This is a genomic window from uncultured Desulfosarcina sp. (assembly GCF_963664155.2).
In the GTDB taxonomy this organism is placed as follows: domain Bacteria; phylum Desulfobacterota; class Desulfobacteria; order Desulfobacterales; family Desulfosarcinaceae; genus Desulfosarcina.
In genome coordinates, this window is sequence record NZ_CAXXXH010000002.1 from 223761 (window position 1) to 243826 (window position 20066).

15 protein-coding genes and 1 pseudogene are annotated in these 20066 nt (G+C 52.6%); 12 read left to right on the forward strand and 4 right to left on the reverse strand.

All coding sequences use genetic code 11. The annotated features are described in order from the left end of the window. The first annotated feature begins 56 nt into the window (after nt 1–56). A complete protein-coding gene (locus ACHZBS_RS25265) occupies nt 57–1964 on the forward strand; it encodes an ATP-binding cassette domain-containing protein (RefSeq protein WP_319409314.1) in 1908 nt (635 codons plus the stop codon). Here ACHZBS_RS25265 and thiL read toward each other — a convergent pair. After that, on the reverse strand, nt 1952–2929 hold the full coding sequence (thiL, locus tag ACHZBS_RS25270; RefSeq protein WP_319409315.1) for a thiamine-phosphate kinase: 978 nt from the start codon (nt 2927–2929) through the stop codon (nt 1952–1954). The two genes, ACHZBS_RS25265 and thiL, sit on opposite strands and share 13 nt — an antisense overlap. Then, nucleotides 2916–4946, reverse strand: a complete 2031-nt coding sequence (locus tag ACHZBS_RS25275; protein ID WP_319409316.1) for a PAS domain S-box protein — start codon at nt 4944–4946, stop codon at nt 2916–2918. The genes thiL and ACHZBS_RS25275 overlap by 14 nt, the downstream gene beginning before the upstream one ends. A 433-nt stretch (nt 4947–5379) precedes the next feature. Between ACHZBS_RS25275 and ACHZBS_RS25280 the strand changes: the two genes are divergently transcribed. The 3 genes from ACHZBS_RS25280 (at nt 5380) to ACHZBS_RS25290 (ending at nt 8250) form a co-directional block, all read left to right on the forward strand. Further along, complete coding sequence (locus ACHZBS_RS25280; RefSeq protein WP_319409317.1) at nt 5380–6012, forward strand: hypothetical protein; 633 nt, start codon at nt 5380–5382, stop codon at nt 6010–6012. 380 nt (nt 6013–6392) lie between these two features. Then, the gene (locus tag ACHZBS_RS25285) at nt 6393–6713 is read left to right on the forward strand and encodes a hypothetical protein (RefSeq protein WP_319409318.1); all 321 of its coding nucleotides are present in this window, start codon (nt 6393–6395) and stop codon (nt 6711–6713) included. Nucleotides 6714–6801: 88 nt separating this feature from the next. Then, the gene (locus tag ACHZBS_RS25290; protein WP_319409319.1) at nt 6802–8250 is read left to right on the forward strand and encodes a radical SAM/SPASM domain-containing protein; all 1449 of its coding nucleotides are present in this window, start codon (nt 6802–6804) and stop codon (nt 8248–8250) included. A 410-nt stretch (nt 8251–8660) separates the two neighbouring features. Here ACHZBS_RS25290 and ACHZBS_RS25295 read toward each other — a convergent pair whose 3' ends face one another. Next, a complete protein-coding gene (locus tag ACHZBS_RS25295; protein WP_319409320.1) occupies nt 8661–9176 on the reverse strand; it encodes a transposase in 516 nt (171 codons plus the stop codon). A 3-nt stretch (nt 9177–9179) separates the two neighbouring features. Continuing rightward, nucleotides 9180–9497 (reverse strand): annotated as a pseudogene (locus ACHZBS_RS25300) (transposase); the annotation flags it as partial. Between the two features lie 385 nt (nt 9498–9882). Between ACHZBS_RS25300 and ACHZBS_RS25305 the strand changes: the two are divergent. From ACHZBS_RS25305 to ACHZBS_RS25340, 8 genes are all read left to right on the forward strand, one after another. Then, nucleotides 9883–11004: a hypothetical protein gene (locus ACHZBS_RS25305; RefSeq protein ID WP_319409322.1), complete on the forward strand. Its 1122-nt coding sequence runs from the start codon at nt 9883–9885 to the stop codon at nt 11002–11004. Between the two features lie 92 nt (nt 11005–11096). After that, a complete protein-coding gene (locus tag ACHZBS_RS25310) occupies nt 11097–11492 on the forward strand; it encodes a hypothetical protein (RefSeq protein ID WP_319409323.1) in 396 nt (131 codons plus the stop codon). 55 nt (nt 11493–11547) lie between these two features. Beyond that, nucleotides 11548–12150 carry a YiiX/YebB-like N1pC/P60 family cysteine hydrolase gene (locus tag ACHZBS_RS25315; protein ID WP_319409324.1) on the forward strand — a complete coding sequence of 201 codons (603 nt, stop codon included), beginning with the start codon at nt 11548–11550 and terminating at the stop codon, nt 12148–12150. 305 nt (nt 12151–12455) lie between these two features. Then, a complete protein-coding gene (locus ACHZBS_RS25320) occupies nt 12456–13160 on the forward strand; it encodes an FCD domain-containing protein (protein WP_319409325.1) in 705 nt (234 codons plus the stop codon). A 321-nt stretch (nt 13161–13481) separates the two neighbouring features. Then, a complete protein-coding gene (locus ACHZBS_RS25325) occupies nt 13482–14000 on the forward strand; it encodes a gamma carbonic anhydrase family protein (RefSeq protein ID WP_319409326.1) in 519 nt (172 codons plus the stop codon). A gap of 107 nt (nt 14001–14107) precedes the next feature. Further along, complete coding sequence (locus ACHZBS_RS25330; RefSeq protein WP_319409327.1) at nt 14108–15880, forward strand: PAS domain S-box protein; 1773 nt, start codon at nt 14108–14110, stop codon at nt 15878–15880. Nucleotides 15881–16099: 219 nt separating this feature from the next. Then, the gene (locus tag ACHZBS_RS25335) at nt 16100–19384 is read left to right on the forward strand and encodes an MMPL family transporter (protein ID WP_319409328.1); all 3285 of its coding nucleotides are present in this window, start codon (nt 16100–16102) and stop codon (nt 19382–19384) included. Between the two features lie 420 nt (nt 19385–19804). Continuing rightward, the gene (locus tag ACHZBS_RS25340; RefSeq protein WP_319409329.1) at nt 19805–19993 is read left to right on the forward strand and encodes a hypothetical protein; all 189 of its coding nucleotides are present in this window, start codon (nt 19805–19807) and stop codon (nt 19991–19993) included. Nucleotides 19994–20066: the final 73 nt, after the last annotated feature.

Sequence of the window (20066 nt, forward strand, 5' to 3'; positions counted from 1 at the left end):
ACGTTTGACGTTCATCGTCTTGGGGCAAAGCAAACGTTTGTGAAAAAGGGATAACGATGGCACTGATTACCCTTCGCGATATTAGCATGAGCTTCGGCACTGAGCCATTGCTGGACGGAGTGAACCTGACGGTGGCCTCCGGCGAGCGGATCTGCCTGCTGGGCAGAAACGGTGTGGGTAAGACCACGCTTATGGGCATCATCGGCGGCCGCCTGGAACCGGATCGCGGAGAGGTGATGCGATCCCAGGACCTTACGGTGAGCGGTCTGGCCCAGGGCGTTCCCGCAGACCTTCACGGGACGGTATTCGACGTCATCTGTCAAGGAATGGGCCCGCGGGGAGAGCGGCTGGCCGCGTATCGCCGCCTGTGCGATCTGAACGAATCGGGCGACGGACCGGCCGAGGACACCCCGAAACAGTTGATGGAGCTGCAGCAGACCATCGACAGTGAAGACGGCTGGCAGATCCAGCAGCAGGCGGAGCGCATCATTTCTGAGATGAACCTGGCGGTGGATGGTGAGGTGAGCAACTTTTCCGCCGGCATGAAGCGGCAGGTCCTGTTGGCCGCGGCGCTGGTGGTGCGGCCGGATATTCTGCTGCTGGATGAACCCACCAACCACCTGGACATGGCGGCCATCGACTGGCTGGAGTCGTTTCTGCTCAAGTGGAACGGCACGCTGATTCTGATCACCCATGATCGGATGATGATCCGCCGCCTGGCCACCCGCATCGTGGAGATCGACCGGGGGGAGCTGAATTCCTGGGACTGTGATTATGACACCTATGAACAGCGCAGCCAGGAACGCCTGGAGGCCGAAGAGAAGGGAAACCAGCGGTTCGATAAGAAGCTGTCCGCCGAGGAGACGTGGATCCGGCAGGGCATCAAGGCGCGTCGAACCCGCAACGAAGGGCGGGTGCGGGCGCTGGAAAAGCTTCGCGAGCTTCGCCGCATCCGGCGGGACCGCACCGGAAGCGTGCGCATGGCCCTGGATGAAGCCGAACGAAGCGGAAAAACGGTTGTCGAGGCCACGGATCTGACCTTTGCCTATGGGGATCGGACCATCGTCAAGGAATTTTCCTGCACCATCATGCGGGGTGACCGCATCGGTATCCTGGGCAATAACGGTGCCGGCAAATCCACCCTGATCCGTTTGCTGTTGGGTGAGCTGTCACCCCAGCAAGGCCGGATCAAACGCGGCACCAACCTGGAGGTGGTTTACTTCGATCAGTTGCGGGGGCAGTTGGATGAGAACAAGACCGTTCAGGAAAATGTCTCTCCGGAGGGTGACATGATGGACGTTGGCGGAAAAAATCGCCATGTCATCGGTTATCTGAAAGACTTTCTTTTTTCTCCCCAGCGAGCTCGAACCCCGGTATGGGTGCTTTCAGGTGGTGAGAAAAACCGCCTGCTGCTGGCCAAACTTTTTGCCCGGCCGGCCAATGTTCTGGTGCTGGACGAACCCACCAACGACCTGGATGTGGAAACCCTTGAATTATTGGAAGAACTGCTTCTGAGCTACAGCGGCACGGTGCTGCTGGTCAGCCACGACCGGACATTTATCAACAATGTGGTTACCAGTACGCTGGTATTCGAAGGGCCCGGCCGGATTGAAGGATACGCCGGTGGATACGATGACTGGCTGGTCCAGCGGCCGGTGGAAATCGCCCCACGGTCTGAAAAGCCGTTGCCGGGCCGGGCTAAGAAAACCGCCTCGCCCCCGGTGATTGCCCGAAAAAAAATCGGCTACATGGAAAAACGCGAGCTGTCATCCCTGCCCGGCCGGATCGAATCATTGGAAGCCCGCCAGCAGGAAATTTTTCGGATCATGTCCGCCCCGGACTTTTACCGGCAGAACGGTGAATCCATCACGACCGTGAAACAGGAACTGGCGCAACTGGAGCGCGAACTGGAAAATGCTTTCGCCCGCTGGGAAAGCTTGGAGTCGTTGGCTCAGGAGAAATGATTGTATCCGCCGGAAAGAGGAATCCGTTTTCCGTCGGGAAAGGAAAGCATGCGGTTTGACTCCGCTTCGGTAACCCATCCGATCGCCATCACCTGAAGCCCCTTTTTTTCAAGAAGTTGCTTGTTTTCCGGTGAAATGGAAAAAAGCAGTTCGAAATCCTCACCGCCCGACAATGCAAAATCAAGCGGGTCCTTTCCGGTCAGACTGGCGGCCAGGCGTACCGACGGATCGATGGGGATGTCCGCCACCGCAATCTCGGCACCGGTGCCGCTTTGATCGCAGATATGGTTCACCTCGGCGGCCAGGCCGTCGCTGATGTCGACCATGGCCCGGGCCACGGGAGCAATTCCCGGTGAGACGTCCAGCCGACAAACGGGGGCCAGGTGTTTTTCCTTCAAATAGGGGGGCGGTTCCAGGCCCGCAGCCAGCAGGGCCAAACCGGCGGCGGACCCACCCAGGGGTCCGGTGACGCACAACAGTTCACCGGGGCGGGCGTGGCTTCTCAGGCGCAGGTTTTCGGGTGACACCCGACCCAGCAGGGTGATGCTGATGGTAGCCGCCTCACCGTGGGTCGTATCACCGCCGGCAAGCACCACGCCGTAGCGCCGGCAGGCTTCGGCCATTCCCTTGTAAAGCGATTCCACCCAGCCGACCTCGGTGTCCGGTGCCAGGGCCAGGGAGACAAACATGAACGTAGGGGTACCGCCCATGGCGGCAATGTCGCTGACATTGCAGGCCACGGACTTGATGCCGATCTGCAAGGGTGTGGCCCAGTCTCGTCTGAAGTGGCTGTTCTCCACCAGCATGTCCGTGGTAACCAGCAGATAATCGCCATCCGGGAACGATCCGCCGATGACGGCCGCATCGTCGCCAATGCCGGCCACCAGGTCGGGATGATTGACCTGGGATTGCCGGGCCAGTCGGTCGATCAGGGCAAACTCGCCGCCGATATCATGGATTTTCATTTTGCGCGCTTCCCAGCAGTTCCCGGACTTTTTTTGACAGCGAGGCGAGGCGGAAGGGCTTCTGAATAAACCCGTTGCATCGCAGCATGAGTTTGCGGGCACCTTCTCCGTCCTGACTGTATCCGCTGGACAGCAGCACGGGGACGGACGGGTCTATTTCTTTAATGCGGCGGATCGTGTCATCGACAGCAGGTCCGGGCATGATCATGTCCACAATCACCAGTTTGACCTTTCCGGCCTGCTCCTGGAAACGGGCGATTGCCTCTTGGCTGTTGCCGGCGGTGATGACCGTATATCCGAGAAGGACCAGCATGTCGCGACCCATATCGAGAAAGTCCTGTTCGTCATCCACGATCATTATGGTCTCGGACCCTTTTCCCGTCATGGCGTCGACGAGGCCGGCAGTTTTGTCGGCGCGGTCTGACATCGGCAGCAGCACGTTGAATTGGGATCCCAGGCCCGGTTCACTGAAGACTTCGATATACCCTTTGTGGTTTTTGACGATACCGTAAGTGGAAGCCAGACCCAGTCCGGTACCCTGACCCTGTGCCTTGGTTGTAAAAAAAGGTTCGAAGATCTGCTTCTGGGTCTCCTGATCCATTCCGTGGCCGGTGTCCCGCACCGATAACATGGCATAGCGGCCTGGAATAATTTCGTATTCCCGTTTTTCTTTGGCACTGAGGACGGTGACATGAGTTTCGATGGCTAACTGCCCTCCCGTGGGCATGGCATGCACGGCATTGATAATCAGGTTCAGCAACACCTGCTCAATCTGGGTGCGGTCGCCGCTGACGCTGGGGGTATCCGGACTGAGGCGGGTTTCAATGGTGATCTGGTGATGGGCCTGGCCGAACATTTCAAGGGTATCTTCAACCAGGCGATTCAGGTTGATCTCGCATAGTTCCGTCTGCCCGCCCCGGGCGTATCCAAGCAGCTGGCCGGAAAGTTTGGCACCCCGCTGTAAAATCTGGCTGATGATGGACAGGCGCTTCTGATGGGGGCTTTGAGGAGAAAGCTGGTGACGGATGATTTCCACGTTGCCTTGAATGCCCGCCAGCATATTATTGAAGTCATGGGCGATGCCGCCGGCCAGGGTGCCCACTGCCTCCATTTTCTGGCTCTGGATCAGCTGGCGCTCCGTTTTTTTGCGGTGGGTGATGTCTCTCACGGTGACCACCCGATACGGCCGGCCTGCCAATTCCCCTGAACGGGAACGCAATTCTGCGGGAAACGTCCGGCCAGTGGCTGATCGGGCTGTGATTTCGTAGATCTGGTCATCGTCGGAAGCTAATTTTCGTTGAACCTGCTCCTGGTCATCGGTTGAAACAAAATGGCGGATGATGTCCATGCCGATCAACTCTTTCCGAGGACACTCAACCAGGTCGGCAAAGGCATCGTTGAACTCGATTAAAATGCCGTTGTCGTGAAACAGGATCCCCTCGGTGGAGGCTTTGGACAACTGCCGGTACCGGTCACGGCTTTCCTCCAGCGCCTGCTGGATTTTTTTTCGTTCGGCCACCTCTTTTTCCAGCCGTTCATTGGCTTCCTGCAGGCGCGTGTTCTGTTCCTGGATCGTAGCGGTCAACCGAAGCCTGGTTTCTTCCAATACCGATTCGAAAGCTTTTCGATCGGTGATGTCGTTGCCGACGCATAAGATCTCCGTGACCTTGCCGGTTTCATCCCGGAACGCCCGGTTGGACCAGACCACCCAGACACGATCACCGTCTTTGCGGCGGTTTTCGTTGATCTGGTGAGAATAGTCTTCGGGACTGCGCAATAAATGGTCGATCATTGTCTCTAGATCATTGCCGGCTGTATCCTTTTTCGGGATGATGGTCCCCACGGCGGGTTTTCCCAGAATCTCCGCCTCCCCGTAGCCGAAAAAATCCAATCCGAAAGGGTTGAGAGAAAGTACGCGTCCCCTGGCATCTATGCGCAAGACGATGCAGTTGGCATCAGCCAGGGAGACTGAACCGGTGTCCGGGGGCTGGAAAGGAGGTGATTTATCCGATGTCATGGGCAGCGATGACTTTGATAAAAAATATGGCATGTTGGACGTCAAACAGATCCTAACCTGTTTTCGGTCGCCTTCGCAAGAACTTTAGGATGGATAACCAGGCTGGTTAGGATAATATTGCGAAGATTTCAGCTCATTGAATAGCCCTTCCAAGGATGAATGCGGGTTGTTGGCGGCCGATGGTTTAATTCCAAGCGGCGGGATTCATCTGTTTGAAGACAGGTCCGATGCCCGCCGGTGTCGTCCCCATGACCAGTGTTGTGGCTGCTTTTGTGTTGCGGCTCTGCATCGGTTTCTTGCCTTGTAACCGCTGTTCATATTTGCTAAAGATTTGAGGTAAGCAGGATAATGCGCTTTTCTTCCTCAACTTGGATCGGGGAACCGTTGTTCTAAACTTCTGGTCGGATAATCCGATGAGACAACGGAGGTCCGTATGCCATCAGATCGCTTCATTACCAGACAGGCTTCCGAACGGTTGGACAGCAGGGTCGCGCCGTCCGGCCAGGATCCACCGCCGGATGATGCCGGGCCCCAGGGCCGTGGACTTCGGCGTCATCTGCAAATTGTCTTCAATACCGCCGTTGCTCTTTTCTGCATGGCGGTATTTTTTTATGGATCGTTGCGTCTATCTGTGCATATCCATTCCCTGGATAGACGGCTGACAAAAGCGGCGGTTGACGCTGCGCCGGTCGAAACCTCGCCGGTCTTCATACCGGCGGTGCTCAAGGACCCGCCGATTCTGCCCGGCGGCAGAATTACTGCGCCACTTCCCCACACCATCACCGATCGCACCTTAACCGTTTCGGGGTACACGACCAACCTGCCGGTCGATATGCCCTTTGTCTGGCTGATCGTGGACGTGCCTTCCATCGGCCGTTGCTGGCCCATGAAGCCAATGATCCAGCCCAACGGAACCTTCCCGGCCACCATCTACGAGGGCGGCCCCACCATGGAATACACAGTGTCCCTCTACGCCGTGGGATACGGGCTCAATAAAACCATCGAACAATGGTTTTGTGATGGCACCTTCGGTGGCCTGTCGATGATCCCGCAGGTTACCGGCTGAATTCGGTGCGGTTGTCGTTGAATGGAGCGTGAAAGGTCGATGATGGAAATGAACATTAATCGGGTTGGTTTTGAATTGGTAGTCCAGTGTGGGAATATCCATAAAATCAAAAGTGGAAAATTCTTTAACTCATTTTCCACTTTTGGCACTTAATACGCCAATACATGGAAAATTTTCAATGTATTGCCACTGTTCGATAAAGCGGATGATGAATAAGATTTTACTATTAACTTTTGTAAACCTGAGTTTTGCTTTTCGTTTTTTTACTCGCAATTTATATGGGATGTTGCTCTTATCTGTTATTCTTTATTGGCAGGCACCAAATATCTTTGGTGTCTTTGGTCCACGTACAGAATTCGATGCAAAAGGGGAGGTTGCAAATGTCAAAAGCGCAATTAGACAGGGAAGAATACGAAAAGTTTTTTACCGATGTATACCAAGCAATGTCCGAAAAAACTCAAGAGAAAGTGACGTTGTCAATGATTCTGAAACGCAACAATGTCGAGTTTGATTTGCCTGCGGCTTTAATGGAGAAAATCAAACCTGCTCTTGAGATGGATTTGAATGCTCCTATTGAGGAAAGGATACCTCCTTGTGGTGCATGCGGATTCTGTGCAATCTGCGTTGTCTGTGCTGAAGCAAATGCTATATCCGGCCTTGGCGCGCTAGTAGGGACAATGGGATTGATTCCAGATGATTAATACCACTAAAGTCCAATAATTTGTTTAATAGCAACTGTTAGTTGTATATTTCTGGAAAAGGCCGTGGGCTGTTATCAGGAAATAAACTATGTCTGAAACTATCTCAGCAATAGATTCTTATCCCCGTTTGACTCAGGGTGCCTATTTGCTGGTATATGATGACCATGGGTTTGTCAAATCCAAGCTCAATGACATATCTTTTCGAGTTTCTCCAAAAACAATCGAACTATTAAAAGTCTGCGGTGGGCAACATTCTATAAAGAAGATAATCGAAATGGCTGTTGATACAACAGTAGCTGAAGATGATGCCAACTTACTTTTGGCAATTCTCGAAATAAACCAACTTATCAGAAATCGAGTGCTTGTCCTAGAGACAAAAAAAGGTATTTACGAAGTTCCCTTGATCTCCAGCCAGGGTGTTTACTATCCGGAGGCAATGCATGTTGAGTTGACGACGCTATGCAATTTGCATTGCCACTTCTGTTATCGCAGTGCCGGGCGCAACAATATTGAGACCCGGTTGCCTACAAGTCAGTTATTGGATATTTTAAGTTGCCTTTCAAAGAAAGGTTTGCGGGTGGTTGAGCTTACAGGTGGAGAGCCATTACTACATTCGGACCTTAATAAAATTCTCGATTTTTGCGGTAATACATTTCAACAAATTTCTATCCTAACCAATGGAACGCTCATTAATCAAGATCTGGTGAATTCGGCACTACCAATCAAAGATAAGATTGCATTTAACATTAGTCTTGAAAGCCACAGGGTTGAAGAACATGACAAGCGCACCGGAGTGCATGGAAGTTTTTCACGCACACTCGACGGGATCCGCCAGCTATCAAAATATAATTTTTTAGTGCGTGTTGCAATGGCAGTTGATGGAAACAACTGGGAAGATGTTGAACCTACATTACTTCTGGCAAGGCAACTAGGTGCCAAGGCTTTCACTTATTCGGCTATCCTACCCTTTGGAAGGGCGAGTGGTAGACTGGAATTCTTGGATCTGGATGCCAGTCTCGTAGTTGAGAAGGAGAAGTATCTGTTAAATAAATACAAAGACTTTTTCCATATTTTAAATGAGTCACAGCAACAAAGGATGAAACAACCAGGGGGTTGCGGAGCAGGGCACAGAACATATGCGATGGATCCGGCAGGAAATATACGCCCCTGCGTTACTTTTGATGATCAATTGGGTGTAATTGGTTCTTTGGCAAATCAAACTCCTGAAGCAGTATTTAGTAATGAAACAACTGAATTCTTTTCCAAGATTAAGACACCAAATCAAAAAACATGTGGCTCATGTAAGTTCTTATATTTCTGTCAGAATTGCGTTTTACGTGCATTGACTGCTTCTCGCACTTTGGCACCAAACGAGTGTAATTGGTTAAAACAACCATCCGTTCAAAAATTGGTTGAGTTAATATATCCAGGGGAAAAGGAGGGAAAAGAGATCAAGGGTCGCCCATTAAAGGGCGTGTCGACAGAGAAAACGCCTCACCATGGGAACTGTAAAGCCCCGTTTTCTGGTGCACACTAAGCATTACCAGCTACTACGACCTCTGTTTTTAGCATGAACCGCATCCGGGATTTCAAACGATGGATCGCGTGGTCTGTGACCCGCATCAGTCACCCATTTGGTTCAAGGCAAAGTACCGATGCTGCCGGTTATGCCCCTGGCCCATGTGGACCCCAGATATTCCTCGGTACCATATCGACTCCAATTATTTTTGTCACAGATCAGTGGTTTTAAACCAGCCCCGTGATGGCTGTCGATATAGGCGGATCAACAATAGAAACAAGCGGTGGGTGCAGGCAGTCTCCAATCAGACCAGATGGTTATTTTGCCAGTCCCCGGACCGGTTCACTGCCGCACCCGAACTTATTACTAAAACAGTTTTACTGAATCGAAGGGAACTTGATCACGGATCATAGAGTACGTTGCCTTTGTCAGTTTGTTCGCCAAAGCCTTCGTGGCCAGCGTCCGGTTGCTCTTTGACATCTTACGCTGAAAGAAACGTTGAGCCTGCGGATTGCTTCTGGCCGCATGATGCGCCGCCTCGACATACGCTCGTGCCAGATAGCGGTTGCCGTTTTCTTGTTGTTAGCCCCTTTCTTTTTGTCGTTGGAGATTCTCTTGCTTTCCACACAACGGCAATAGGATGAATAGTTGCCGGCTTTTTTGAATCTGCGGATGTCGCCGACTTCAAGCATGATGGTTAACCCGAGGATCTGGCCGATTTCAGGTGTGGTCAGCAGCATCCGGTATTCATCTTTCAGCGATACTTTCGCAGTGACCGCTGACTCGATCTCGTTGACGACGCTGCCTATGTGGCGGATCGTGGACATCTCTTTCTTGGCCAGGAGTAGCAAGTACGGGTCATCGAATTGGCGTTCGACCAAGTCGTCTCTGAACTCCTTGATGGAACTGCCGGGATAGTTCAAACCCCGCTGTCTGGTAATCATGCTCTAACGGCTGAGGATCTGCGTGGTGCGCTTGCGAACGAACATCAGCCGCCTTCTGAGCATGTCCCGTATGGGCCGATCTTCCTTCGGGTAGATGTAACCCTGTGCCAAAAGACCCAGCCGCAGGAGATGCGCTAACCAGTAAGCGTCCCATTTATCGTCAGTGTATTTTAGCCCGGTGTACGGTTGAATTGCTGACGGATTTGCCAGGAGCACTTTGAAGCCGGCATCCTGAAGACCGTCAACCAGCCAATACCAGTTGTAAGTGGACTCGACCACAACGCCTTCAAGCGTTTTACGAAAAGGCGATAATGCCCCAAGAACATGTTTGGTGTTGTTTTCATGCCTTTTGCCTTAGAGTCTTTTGTCCTTTGAGTTGATAACTCCAATGTAGTTATTGCTTGAATGAAGATCGATACCGGCGTAAGTTTGCATGAGACACCTCCTAAATCCATTAGCGTTTTCGGGAAAAAACGCTGGCATCATAGCAGGTCATTTCTGCTATGTTCAGGGGGGTGTCTCTTTCTCAGCAACTCGTTATAAGCCCTTTAATGATTATCAGACCAAACCAACTAATTGACATAATAAGATAAAATGGGAGGTAAGCGGGGCATCAATCAATTTATAAGCAACATAATTTTCCATGATCTGCGTGGGCTTTTAACAACATTCGTTTAAAGAATTTACGTCTTTATGGAGGTAGCTCGTGCTTGAAGAGGCAGCGTTGATCAAACAATTAAGGGAAGAGGCCGGGGACGTCAAAGGCTGTTTCACCACCTATTCGATGCAGGCGCTGGTTTTCAGCTCGCTGGTGCTGACGGCCATCTTCGGAACAATGGAAAAATTCCCCCTGATTGTGTTGTCCGGTATCCCCGTGATCATTTTGTTGATGATCATCTGCAGGGTCGGAATATACAAATATCCAACCGCGAATCGGCTGTATGGGTACGAGCTCCACCTGGCGCGATCCAGGCATTTCGATGAATTGAAGGACAAGCAGGGAAACATTATCTGGAAAGATGAATACCGGAGGGTCCCCTGGGAGGAAGCGCAGCGTGCCTGGCGGGTTGTGCAGACCTGCCTGTTTCGTAAAATTTACGAAACACCGGAGACCAACTCGATTTCCCGTATTTTTCATTCAACCTGCATTTTCCGGTGGGTCAACTATTTCTGGCCATTTGCCTACAAATTGAAAAAGAAATTAAAAAAAGAAATCGAAAAAATCAATCAGCAGGAGCAAGGGACGCATAACAATAAATATGCGTGGTTCCTCCTGAAGGAAATCACGTCCGTTCCCCTATCCATTTTCGATGACAGTACAAATATAACACACGAGCAGAATGACATGAAGAAAACTGGCGAAAAGGTCGTGAGCATCTATCATGCAGGAACCTATCTCAAGAATATTCTGAGCATGATCCTGATCATGCAATATATTCTGCTTCTACCTTTGGTCATCGCCATCTTCATGCCTCCCCGTGGCGTAACCGGCCCTGCTTTTTTAACGTCCAAAGAAATCACTGTGCTTACGTCGGTCCTGGTCGTCATGCTGGTTCTGATCGCACTCAGGTATTTCAGGGTCAGTCGGCGCAGAACCATCCTTGAGGAGGAACTCTTGTCGATCCATTCCTGCGCAATCGTGTGGCAGGTTGTGATAATGGCTCATTTTCGCGCCTTGGGGCGTGAGCCCTGCCTGTTTCACAACTACACCAGGGAGCTGACGAAAGCCGCGCTGGAGTTCTCCAAGGACGTCCTTGATCGAACCATGTTCATGGGCACGTTGGCCGAAGGACCGGAATGCGATCTTCAGACCCGGCCGGCAGAATAGGGGCCGGAGGGACCTTCTTGTAATAATCGGCGTGCTCTTTTTAAAGCATTCTTCCTGGATGATCATTCTCTTTAACACAAGGAGATCATGACATGCTCGACATCGCGAAGACCATTCTTGAAGTTGGCAAGGGGCTCTTTGGACTCCGAAGCGACTTTGGCAAAACAAGGCGTGATCGCAGAGAGAGGCTCGCCGCCTATTTCAGCGATCTTGCCGCGCTGGTTGAGTCAGTATGCGCGTCACTCCGGGAAAAAAAGTATCCGCATGGAAGTTGCGCTCAACTGCAGACGCTTGCTTCTATGATGAAGAAAACCGTAAAGGGCATCGTCCCAGATCAGGACGCGCAAGAATTTCAAGACAAGCTCATGCACGTCTGGGAGATAGAGCAGTTGTTCGGGAAACTTCAGACAATGCCAGGGGCGAAGGCGAAAAAGGAACTCACGAAGCTGCCGGTTATTTCCGCGCTGTCGCGGCGCATCTTCGTGTAGTTTAGCCAGCAGGGGGGGATGACTATACACCAGGTTGCCAAGGAGGGCTGACCACATGGATTCAAACGTATACCGGCTGAAGAAGGCATTTCTTACCGTCTTTGGGGACATAAAGGTATTTTCAGGCCCGCTCTGGTTCGTCTATCAGCCCAAGTCTTTTCGAATAAAGGGCGCCGAGACCAGGCACATTTCCTCTATTGTCGAGCCAGGCGATGTCATTATGCGTGCTTACATAAACTATCTTGACGGATTTTTCATTCCCAAGGGAACGAGCAAGTGCAGTCACAGCGCGCTGTATGTTGGCGATGGCAAAGTGGTCCATTCGATTGCAGAAGGTGCTCAAGAGATCGACTTGATCGATTTTTGTCGCACCGACCGTATAGTTATCCTGCGTCCTGATCAGGGAAAAGCCTGGGCGGTCCAACACGCTAAAAATTGCGCGAACAAAGCCATCCCCTACGATTTTGATTTTACTCCGGGACCCAATAAGTACTACTGTCACGAACTCACCGCTTCCTGTTTTCCGGATATAGATATTCATCAGTTAAGCAGGAAAGTTCTTGGGTTCATTAACTCACCGGTAGCTTACCTTGCAGATTCGTTCTACACCAATCCCAACTTTCAGCATGTCTATGAAACAAACGGCAGGGACGGATAGCCCATCGTTTCAACGATCAAAACCGGTTCAGCCCCTTTCGCGTGGAACTTTTTGATGAATGGACGGATAAGTAGAGGGACCTCACTGATTTTGAGGTTATACCCGTTTATGATTCACCCACCAAGTCCGCCGAATAAGCTCATCGGGACAGCCGCGGGAGGTCAGTGACCGTCTTGGAAAATAGTACAAACAGGCGGTTGACTTCGGGACGGTTTAACGTATGAGAAGATGTACTGGCAATAACAATCAAGAATGGGGATCCGATGCAATACGGTTGTCGATGAGGATTTATGCAAAGGGAAAAGATGGATACAAAAGCCGTAAGTTACCGTGTATTTAAATTCCAGGAGATTGCCGACAGGATCGAAAACCGGATCACCGAAGGAAGCCTATTACCGGGAGAACGATTGCCGTCGGAAAGAAAGTTGGTTGCCGAATTACAAGTAAGCCGGTCCTCGGTGAGAGAAGCATTTCGAATTCTTGTGCAGAAGGATCTTGTTGAGATTCGTCGGGGTGCAAGGGGTGGGGCATTTGTGAAACCTCCTTCCTGCAAACAGACTTCGGGACCAGCGGAGGACCTGCTGCAATTTGATCGGCTATCATTGGACCAGATTGCTGAATTCCGTGACCAGATAGAAAGTGGTGTGGTCGTCTTGGCCGTTGCCAGGCTCAACTCGGATGATCTGCGTATGCTTAACTATCGCCTCGAGACGGTGCGATCCTATCTGGCAAAAGGCAGTGGCTGGGTTGATGAATTTATCGAAGCGGATAAAGCCGTCCACCTTTGTATCGCAAAAATCGCCGGAAACCCGCTATTCTCCCAGGCATTGAAGGCTACCCTGGGCCTCAAGCGATATTTTTTTCGTTTCCTGGACCTGGCTCCATGCTTGATGGAGAAAGACTTTCAGGATCTGTCTGCTATCGTTCGAGCGATGGAGAATCATCAACCCGAAGCGGCAGCCAGAATAACCCGGGCACATATCTCGCGGTTTAACGAATTAACGGCTTGAGCCACAACAAACGATCGTCTATAAAGCGGCCAAGAAACTGCATCGGATCTAAACATCCAATTTCCCGACAAATATGGAAGGTCATGGTTTCATGATCGTCGGCTTGCTGCCTGCGTTTCCCAGGATGGTTTTCTTTTCCTGCCTTGGCAAGACCGGTCCATGGGGATGACAATAAATCTGAGATTTCGACTTTTTACGATTCCATCAGGCTTCGATGCCGCTATCACACTGTCTGCATCCTGTTTGCGGAATGCCGCGATTTGACCAACATTCCGTAGGTTGGTTGTTGACTAACTCACTGTATTTACAGTATCCAGAACCATGGCTATCATTATCGAATATAACGGAATTGTCCCCACCATCGGAAAAAATGTGTTTATCGCACCCACCGCTGTCGTGATCGGTGACGTAACCATCGGTGACGGTGCCAGCATCTGGTTCAATGCGGTGCTGCGGGGAGACATGGCATCCATACGCATTGGCGCCAACAGTAACATCCAGGACAACTGCACGGTTCACACCGACTTCGGCAAACCAGCCGTCATCGGGGACCATGTGACCGTGGGACACAACGCGGTGGTCCACGGATGCACCATCGATGCCGGCAGTCTGGTGGGCATCGGTGCGATTGTGCTCAATGATGCCCATGTGATGGAACAGACCGTGGTTGCCGCCGGTGCGGTGGTCCGGGAAGGTGCGCGCGTCGGCCCCCGGCAGCTGGTGGCCGGCACACCGGCCACGGTGAAAAAGGAACTGGCCAACCTGCCCATGGACCGGTTTAAGCGGTCGGTTGACCAATATCTGAAGCTTTCCGGCACCTACCTGGATCAAAACATCTGACACGCGTTGTCTGTAGCGGAGCCCGTTTCAATTTTTGCGGTCGAAGACAGAACATCACGGATTTACCCGGGGGGAATCTATCTCGCTCTCAAGGTTGAGGATGTTTCATGGCACCTTCACCGTCTTTGCCGGACGATCATGCAGCGCGGATCTGTACCATCTTCGAGCATTCCTTTCAGTTCATCGGACTGCTGTCGCCGGAAGGTGTTCTTCTGGAGGCCAGTCCGTCCGCCCTTCGCCAGGCAAGGGTTTCTGTCGAAGCGGTTATCGGAAAGCCTTTCTGGCAGACTCCCTGGTGGGCCCATTCTGAAGAGGAACAGGGGCGTCTCAAGTCGGCCATCATCCAGGCCGGCAACGGTGAATTTGTCCGCTTCGAAACCACCCATCCCGCTTCCGACGGTACACTGGATCCCATCGATTTTTCTCTTACCCCCATCCGCGACGATTCCGGCCGCGTCGTTTATGTGCTGTCGGAGGGCAGGAAAATCAACTCCCTGAAGGCAGCCCTGGTCAAGGCAGCGGAAAACGAGCAGCGATTTCGTGAACTGGCGGCGATGCTGCCGGAAATCGTCTATGAGATGGATGCTGCCGGGCGCTTTACTTTCGTCAATCAGGAGGGATTCGAACTGTTCGGGTACTCCCAGGCCGATTTCGAAGCTGGAGCCAACGCCCTTGATATGATCGTGCCCGAAGACCGGCAGCGGGCCATTGCGAACATTGCCCGGGCTCTTTCCGGCCAAGGGGTCTATCACAGCGAATATACCTGCCTTCGCAAAGACGGAACCACCTTCCCGGGACTTTTTTACTCCACCGTCAAATACCACGATGAGCAGCCCGTGGGGGTGCTGGGGATCATTATCGACAACTCTCACCAGAAAGCGCTGGAGAGAACGCTTCGTGAATGGGAAACCCGCTATCGGATCGCCACCGAGGCCGGGTTGACCGGTGTCTGGGACCACGATTTTCAAACCGGGGAAATGGTGATTGACGCCAATCTGAAAAACCTTCTGGGGTTCGAAGAGGATGAAATTACCCGCTGGGACGCTTGGAAGCGATTGGTTCATCCGGAGGATGTTCCCCGATTCATGGAGCACTCCCGGGCCTACGTCAAAGGGCTGGTCGATCGATTCGAAGTCCAGGGCCGGGTTCTGGACAAGCATGATCGGGTGCGATGGGTTCTGGTTCGGGGAATTGCCGAGCGGGATGCTTCAGGATGGGTGAGGCGAATGATCGGCAGTGCCACCGACATTACCCGCCTCCGCCAGGTAGAAATCGAATTGGAAAAAGCCAGGGATGACCTGGAAGCCCGCGTTAAATCGCGCACCCGTGAACTCAGCGAAGCCAACAAGACCCTGCGAACCGTTGTCCGGGAAAAGATCAAGACGGCCCGGGCGCTGAAGCAGCGTGAAGCCGAACTGGAGTCGAAAACGGCAAAACTGGAAGACTTGAACACCGCACTGAGATTTCTGCTGAAGAAACTGGACCGGGAGAAGACCGAAGTAGAGGCGAAGATGATGGCCGATCTCAGGGATCTGGTGTATCCCTATCTGAAAAAACTGATCGCCAAATCCCGGGAACGAGAGATTCTGGCCCTGGCTACCATACTGGACAACCATCTGAAATCCATCGTTTCCCCTTTTTGCCGCCACCTGACATCTCCGACCATCAATCTGACTCCCGCTGAACTCAACGTTGCCCATATGGTCAAGGCCGGCAACAGCACCCGACAGATTGCCAATACCCTTAATGTTACTTACAAGACCATAGAGACCCACCGGGTCAACATCCGTAAAAAACTGGGGCTGACCCGCAAGGGATCCAATCTGCGTACCTGCCTGATGGCCATGGAAAAACCCCTAACAGGGATACGGGAAGTATAAGTGCTATTACAGGCTTGTTACCCCTTGCCGGCTGGTATATAAGTAACAGATACGGGAGAACAAGCCTATGGCACCTCCGAATCCTCCTGTACCCTGATCCGGTAAAGGGGCGTTTTGTTCCAACGCCCCTTTACTTCTTCTTCCCGTCTTCGATGCGCCCTTGTAATCTGGCTTCACCCGGTGCCGGTAGGCCTGCACCCGATTACCCTGATATGTTCAATGTATGGATGCCGTGAATCGGATCAATCCGCCGAGGCAATGATGTCCGGAATTGCCGCTCAAAAACCTATCCTTGATCGATGGTTGGCGTGGATTGCCAGACAACCGTGTCGAGCACTGATCCTGGTTCTGGTCTTTACGGTTCTGGCAGGGCTTAAAATCCCCATGCTGACGTTTTCGACTTCTATCCGGGATCTGATCGTAAACAACTCGCTGGAACGGCAACGTTACGACGCATTCAAAGCCCTGTTCGGCACTGACGAGATCATCCATGTGGTGGTTAAAGGGGACGATATTTTTGCCCCTTCATTTTTTACCCGGCTTCGCTATCTCTCCGACGCCTTCAACCAGATCCCGGGAGTCAGTCGGGTGATCAGTCTGCCCCAGATCAAAGAGGCGGTGGATCCCCAGGACCAGTGGCCGCTGGAACGGTTTGCCCAAATGACGGCGCCGGTGTCGATTTTTCAAAGGAACCTGATCTCACCGGATCGCCGGGTTTCGGGCATCACTCTGATTTTGGACGATCATGCAGACCAGGCAGCGGTGACCCGCGCCGTCGACTTGGCGCTGATCCGGCTCGATGAGGGCTATTCCGGCTACCAGATGGGCATGCCATCGGTCTCCATTGCGTTGGCCCGCTATGCACAGCAGGATTTTGTGCATTTACCTTTTTACACGATTTTGATTATTGCGGCGATATTGCTCTTGATGTTTAAAAGTGTTGTCGAGATGGCGCTGCCCCTTCTCTGTGTGGCTGTGGCAGACATCTGGACATTGGGTGCCATGGCCTGGTGCGGAATTTCGCTGAATATGCTCACCGTGGTGGTGCCCGTTCTCCTGATTGCCGTTGGCACCGCTTACTGCCTGTATATATTCTGCGAGTTCAGAAGCTGCTCCTTTGCATGCGAAGATGCCCGGGAAGCGCTGCAGAAAACCTATTCCCGGACGGCCTTTCCTACCCTTATCGCCGTATGCACCACCATCGCCGGTATCGGTTCGCTCATGGTGACTCCCATCGGGGCCGTCCGACAGTTCAGTGGATTCGCCTGCCTGGGGATATTGGCCATGTTGGCGGCGGTATTGACGTTTTACCCGTGCCTGCTGGTGGTAGCGTGGCCGACCATTCGCCGCCGGAGGCCGAATAGCATCAACCGGTTGTTTCCTCCGGTACTTGTGGATAAACTGGTCACTTTGATCACTGGCCGCCGACGGACCGTTTTTTTCGTACTGGCCATTTTTTCCATGCTCGCCGTAGTCGGCATTCTGCGCATCCGGGTGGAAACCAACCCGCTATCTTACTTCAGAAGCAACACCCCTATCAGCCTGCAATTTCACGATATTTACCGACATCTGTCCGGCAGTTTCCCGCTTCATCTGGAGATTCGTGCCAACGGGGAGGACTTCTTTTTGTCAATGACGGGACTCAAGCTCCTTGCCGACCACCAGCGGTTTCTGGAAACGGTGCCGGGGGTGGACAAGACGCTTGCGTTGGCCGACTACCTGATGCTGGTGAACTATGTGACCAACCGGTTCGATCCGGATTATTACGCGCTTCCCCAGACCGATTTCGAAATGCGGATGCTGGTGAACAACTTTAAAAGCCTGTTGGGTCGAGATATTCTGGCACGTTATGTCAGCGCAGATTTCGCGACAGCCAACATCACCATGCTGACCCGGTTGTCCAGCGCCAGGGCGTTCATGGAGACGGAGAAAATGATCCGGGCCTACTATAGCCGTTACCAAAACGGGGAAACTACCTGCCATGTGACCGGGCTCGGAATGATCATGTCCCTGGGCAGCCATCATCTGGTGGTCGGTCAGGTGTGGAGCCTGTTAATCACCCTGGGCATTATTTATGCCCTGATCCACCTGATGTTCCTTTCCGTACGAATAGGGGCCATTGCCATGATGGCCAATCTGTTTCCGATCCTGGTCAGTTTTGGAGCTATGGGGTGGCTGGGGATCGATCTGTCCATGGGAACCTGCCTGATTGCCAGTATTGTGGTGGGTTTGTCCGTAGACGATACCATACACTACCTGGCCCGCTACAAACGGGCCTATAAACTGGAAATGGACCCGACTGCCGCCATGCGCACCACCCTGACCCAGGTGGGGTGGCCCATCGTCACTACCAGCATGGCCATCAGCGCCGGATTTTCCATTCTGATGCTCTCCATCTTCACGCCCACTGCCGTGTTCGGCCTGTTAATGGTGCTGGCCATGGCATCGGCGATGTCCGGCGGCCTGTTGATTCTGCCGGCCCTGCTCTCGAAGGTTTCCCCCATTACCCTGGAAGAGGTTTTCCAGATCCGCATCGGCGGGGACCGGTTGCAGCAGATGGTTCCGCTGTTAAAGGGGATGACCCGATTTCAGGTCCATCGCATTCTCAGGGCCGGGAAGATACGCCGTATCGATGCCGGCAATCATCTTTTTGGCCAGGGAGACGTGGCTGACTGCATGTACGTGGTGATTTCCGGCGTGTTCGATGCCGTCATGACCGAATCCGAATCGACCGATGAGGGGGACCCCCGGGATGATGTGCCCAAGCGGGTGAATCGCCTCCACGTGGGTGATATCATCGGTGAAATGGGGCTGATGAGCTCCGGTTACCGTTGTGTGGCTGTCATTGCGGTCGTTTCCGGCGAGGTGCTGGCGCTCAATCGGGAACATCTGGCACGCATCCGCCGCATCTATCCGCGGACCGCAAGCCGGTTCTTTGCCAACCTGTCCACCATTCTTTCCGAGAAACTGATCCAGGCCGACCATTGCCTGTCGAACGAATGCAAACTGGATGATGATACCGGCCTGCTGAACCGTGAAGCATTTCTCGACTGTCTTGAAAAGGAGATCGACCGGGCACGGCGTTTCGGTGATAGCATGGTTGTTGGCCTGCTGGACGTCTGCGATCGTGATGGCGCCTTTGCCACCCATCCCCTGGCGGTGGAGCATTTCATCTGCCAGGCCGCCAGGGTCCTTTCGGCTAATTTCAGAAAGATCGATATGTTAGGCCGTTTTGACGCAAATACGCTTGTGGTCCTGCTGGCCCGCACAACATCGGCGCACTCTCGTGAAATCTGTGACCGTCTAAAAGCCGCTTTCAGAAGCCAGATCCCGACTGCTTCAGAAATCAACACCACCATTTCCTGTCGATTTATCGATCTGGATTTTCGGCATTGCGATGATGCCTCCGGGGACATTTTTGATATGGTTTGTGCGATCCGTTCGGTCCGGAATCAAAAAGTGGGTGACCTTCTGTATGCGTCTTCCCTTGAAGTCTCCAATTAAATGACTACCCGATTACCAGGTTTTTTATGATATCGATGTGAACGATCGATCAAAACTCTCCTTGACAGCTCCCGAAAACCCCCTTAAAATTACTAAACAATCGACTGATATTAACAATCGTCCGCTGATACCGCCTCACCGCAGACGCTTTCAACACCCCGCTGATCGTCTCAAGCCATGCCTGCTGACCGATGACCGTCGATGATGGCTCATACAAGGATGTCGATAATGAAAAAGATAATAAAATTGTGCCTAAACGGCTCCCGGAAGGGTGCCCTTTCTTCCGGGAGAGGATCATCGGAAAGGGAACCGTCCCGCTTCTTCCTGCCGGGTGTATTACTGTGAAAATGAGCCTTGCGCGACCGGTAGCGGGGCGAGGGAGATATCCTCATGCAACTCCTCAAATCAAGGAGGCACACCATGAAATTTTCCGACATTTTCGTCCCACGCTGGCAAAATTCCAACCACGACGTGCGCAAACGGGCGGTGGAACGGCTCAAGGACATCAAGCTGCTGGAGCAGATTGCCGAAAAAGATGAGGATCCAGGCGTCAGCCAGGCGGCCATGATTCGGCTGGAGAGCATCCAGGTGAAAGAAACCGTGGTGTGATAGGAAGCTGTGCGAAAGATCGGGTCCGGGTGGAAAAGGGGACACCCGGACCTGAGAACCAGAATTGCGGTGC

Excerpts from the sequence above, each read along its gene's own strand:
- ACHZBS_RS25265 (WP_319409314.1), top strand. The coding sequence starts at position 57 with ATGGCACTGATTACCCTTCGCGATATTAGCATGAGCTTCGGCACTGAG.
- thiL (WP_319409315.1), bottom strand. The coding sequence starts at position 2,929 with ATGAAAATCCATGATATCGGCGGCGAGTTTGCCCTGATCGACCGACTG.
- ACHZBS_RS25275 (WP_319409316.1), bottom strand. The coding sequence starts at position 4,946 with ATGACATCGGATAAATCACCTCCTTTCCAGCCCCCGGACACCGGTTCA.
- ACHZBS_RS25280 (WP_319409317.1), top strand. The coding sequence starts at position 5,380 with ATGCCATCAGATCGCTTCATTACCAGACAGGCTTCCGAACGGTTGGAC.
- ACHZBS_RS25285 (WP_319409318.1), top strand. The coding sequence starts at position 6,393 with ATGTCAAAAGCGCAATTAGACAGGGAAGAATACGAAAAGTTTTTTACC.
- ACHZBS_RS25290 (WP_319409319.1), top strand. The coding sequence starts at position 6,802 with ATGTCTGAAACTATCTCAGCAATAGATTCTTATCCCCGTTTGACTCAG.
- ACHZBS_RS25295 (WP_319409320.1), bottom strand. The coding sequence starts at position 9,176 with ATGATTACCAGACAGCGGGGTTTGAACTATCCCGGCAGTTCCATCAAG.
- ACHZBS_RS25310 (WP_319409323.1), top strand. The coding sequence starts at position 11,097 with ATGCTCGACATCGCGAAGACCATTCTTGAAGTTGGCAAGGGGCTCTTT.
- ACHZBS_RS25315 (WP_319409324.1), top strand. The coding sequence starts at position 11,548 with ATGGATTCAAACGTATACCGGCTGAAGAAGGCATTTCTTACCGTCTTT.
- ACHZBS_RS25320 (WP_319409325.1), top strand. The coding sequence starts at position 12,456 with ATGGATACAAAAGCCGTAAGTTACCGTGTATTTAAATTCCAGGAGATT.
- ACHZBS_RS25325 (WP_319409326.1), top strand. The coding sequence starts at position 13,482 with ATGGCTATCATTATCGAATATAACGGAATTGTCCCCACCATCGGAAAA.
- ACHZBS_RS25330 (WP_319409327.1), top strand. The coding sequence starts at position 14,108 with ATGGCACCTTCACCGTCTTTGCCGGACGATCATGCAGCGCGGATCTGT.
- ACHZBS_RS25335 (WP_319409328.1), top strand. The coding sequence starts at position 16,100 with ATGTATGGATGCCGTGAATCGGATCAATCCGCCGAGGCAATGATGTCC.
- ACHZBS_RS25340 (WP_319409329.1), top strand. The coding sequence starts at position 19,805 with ATGAAATTTTCCGACATTTTCGTCCCACGCTGGCAAAATTCCAACCAC.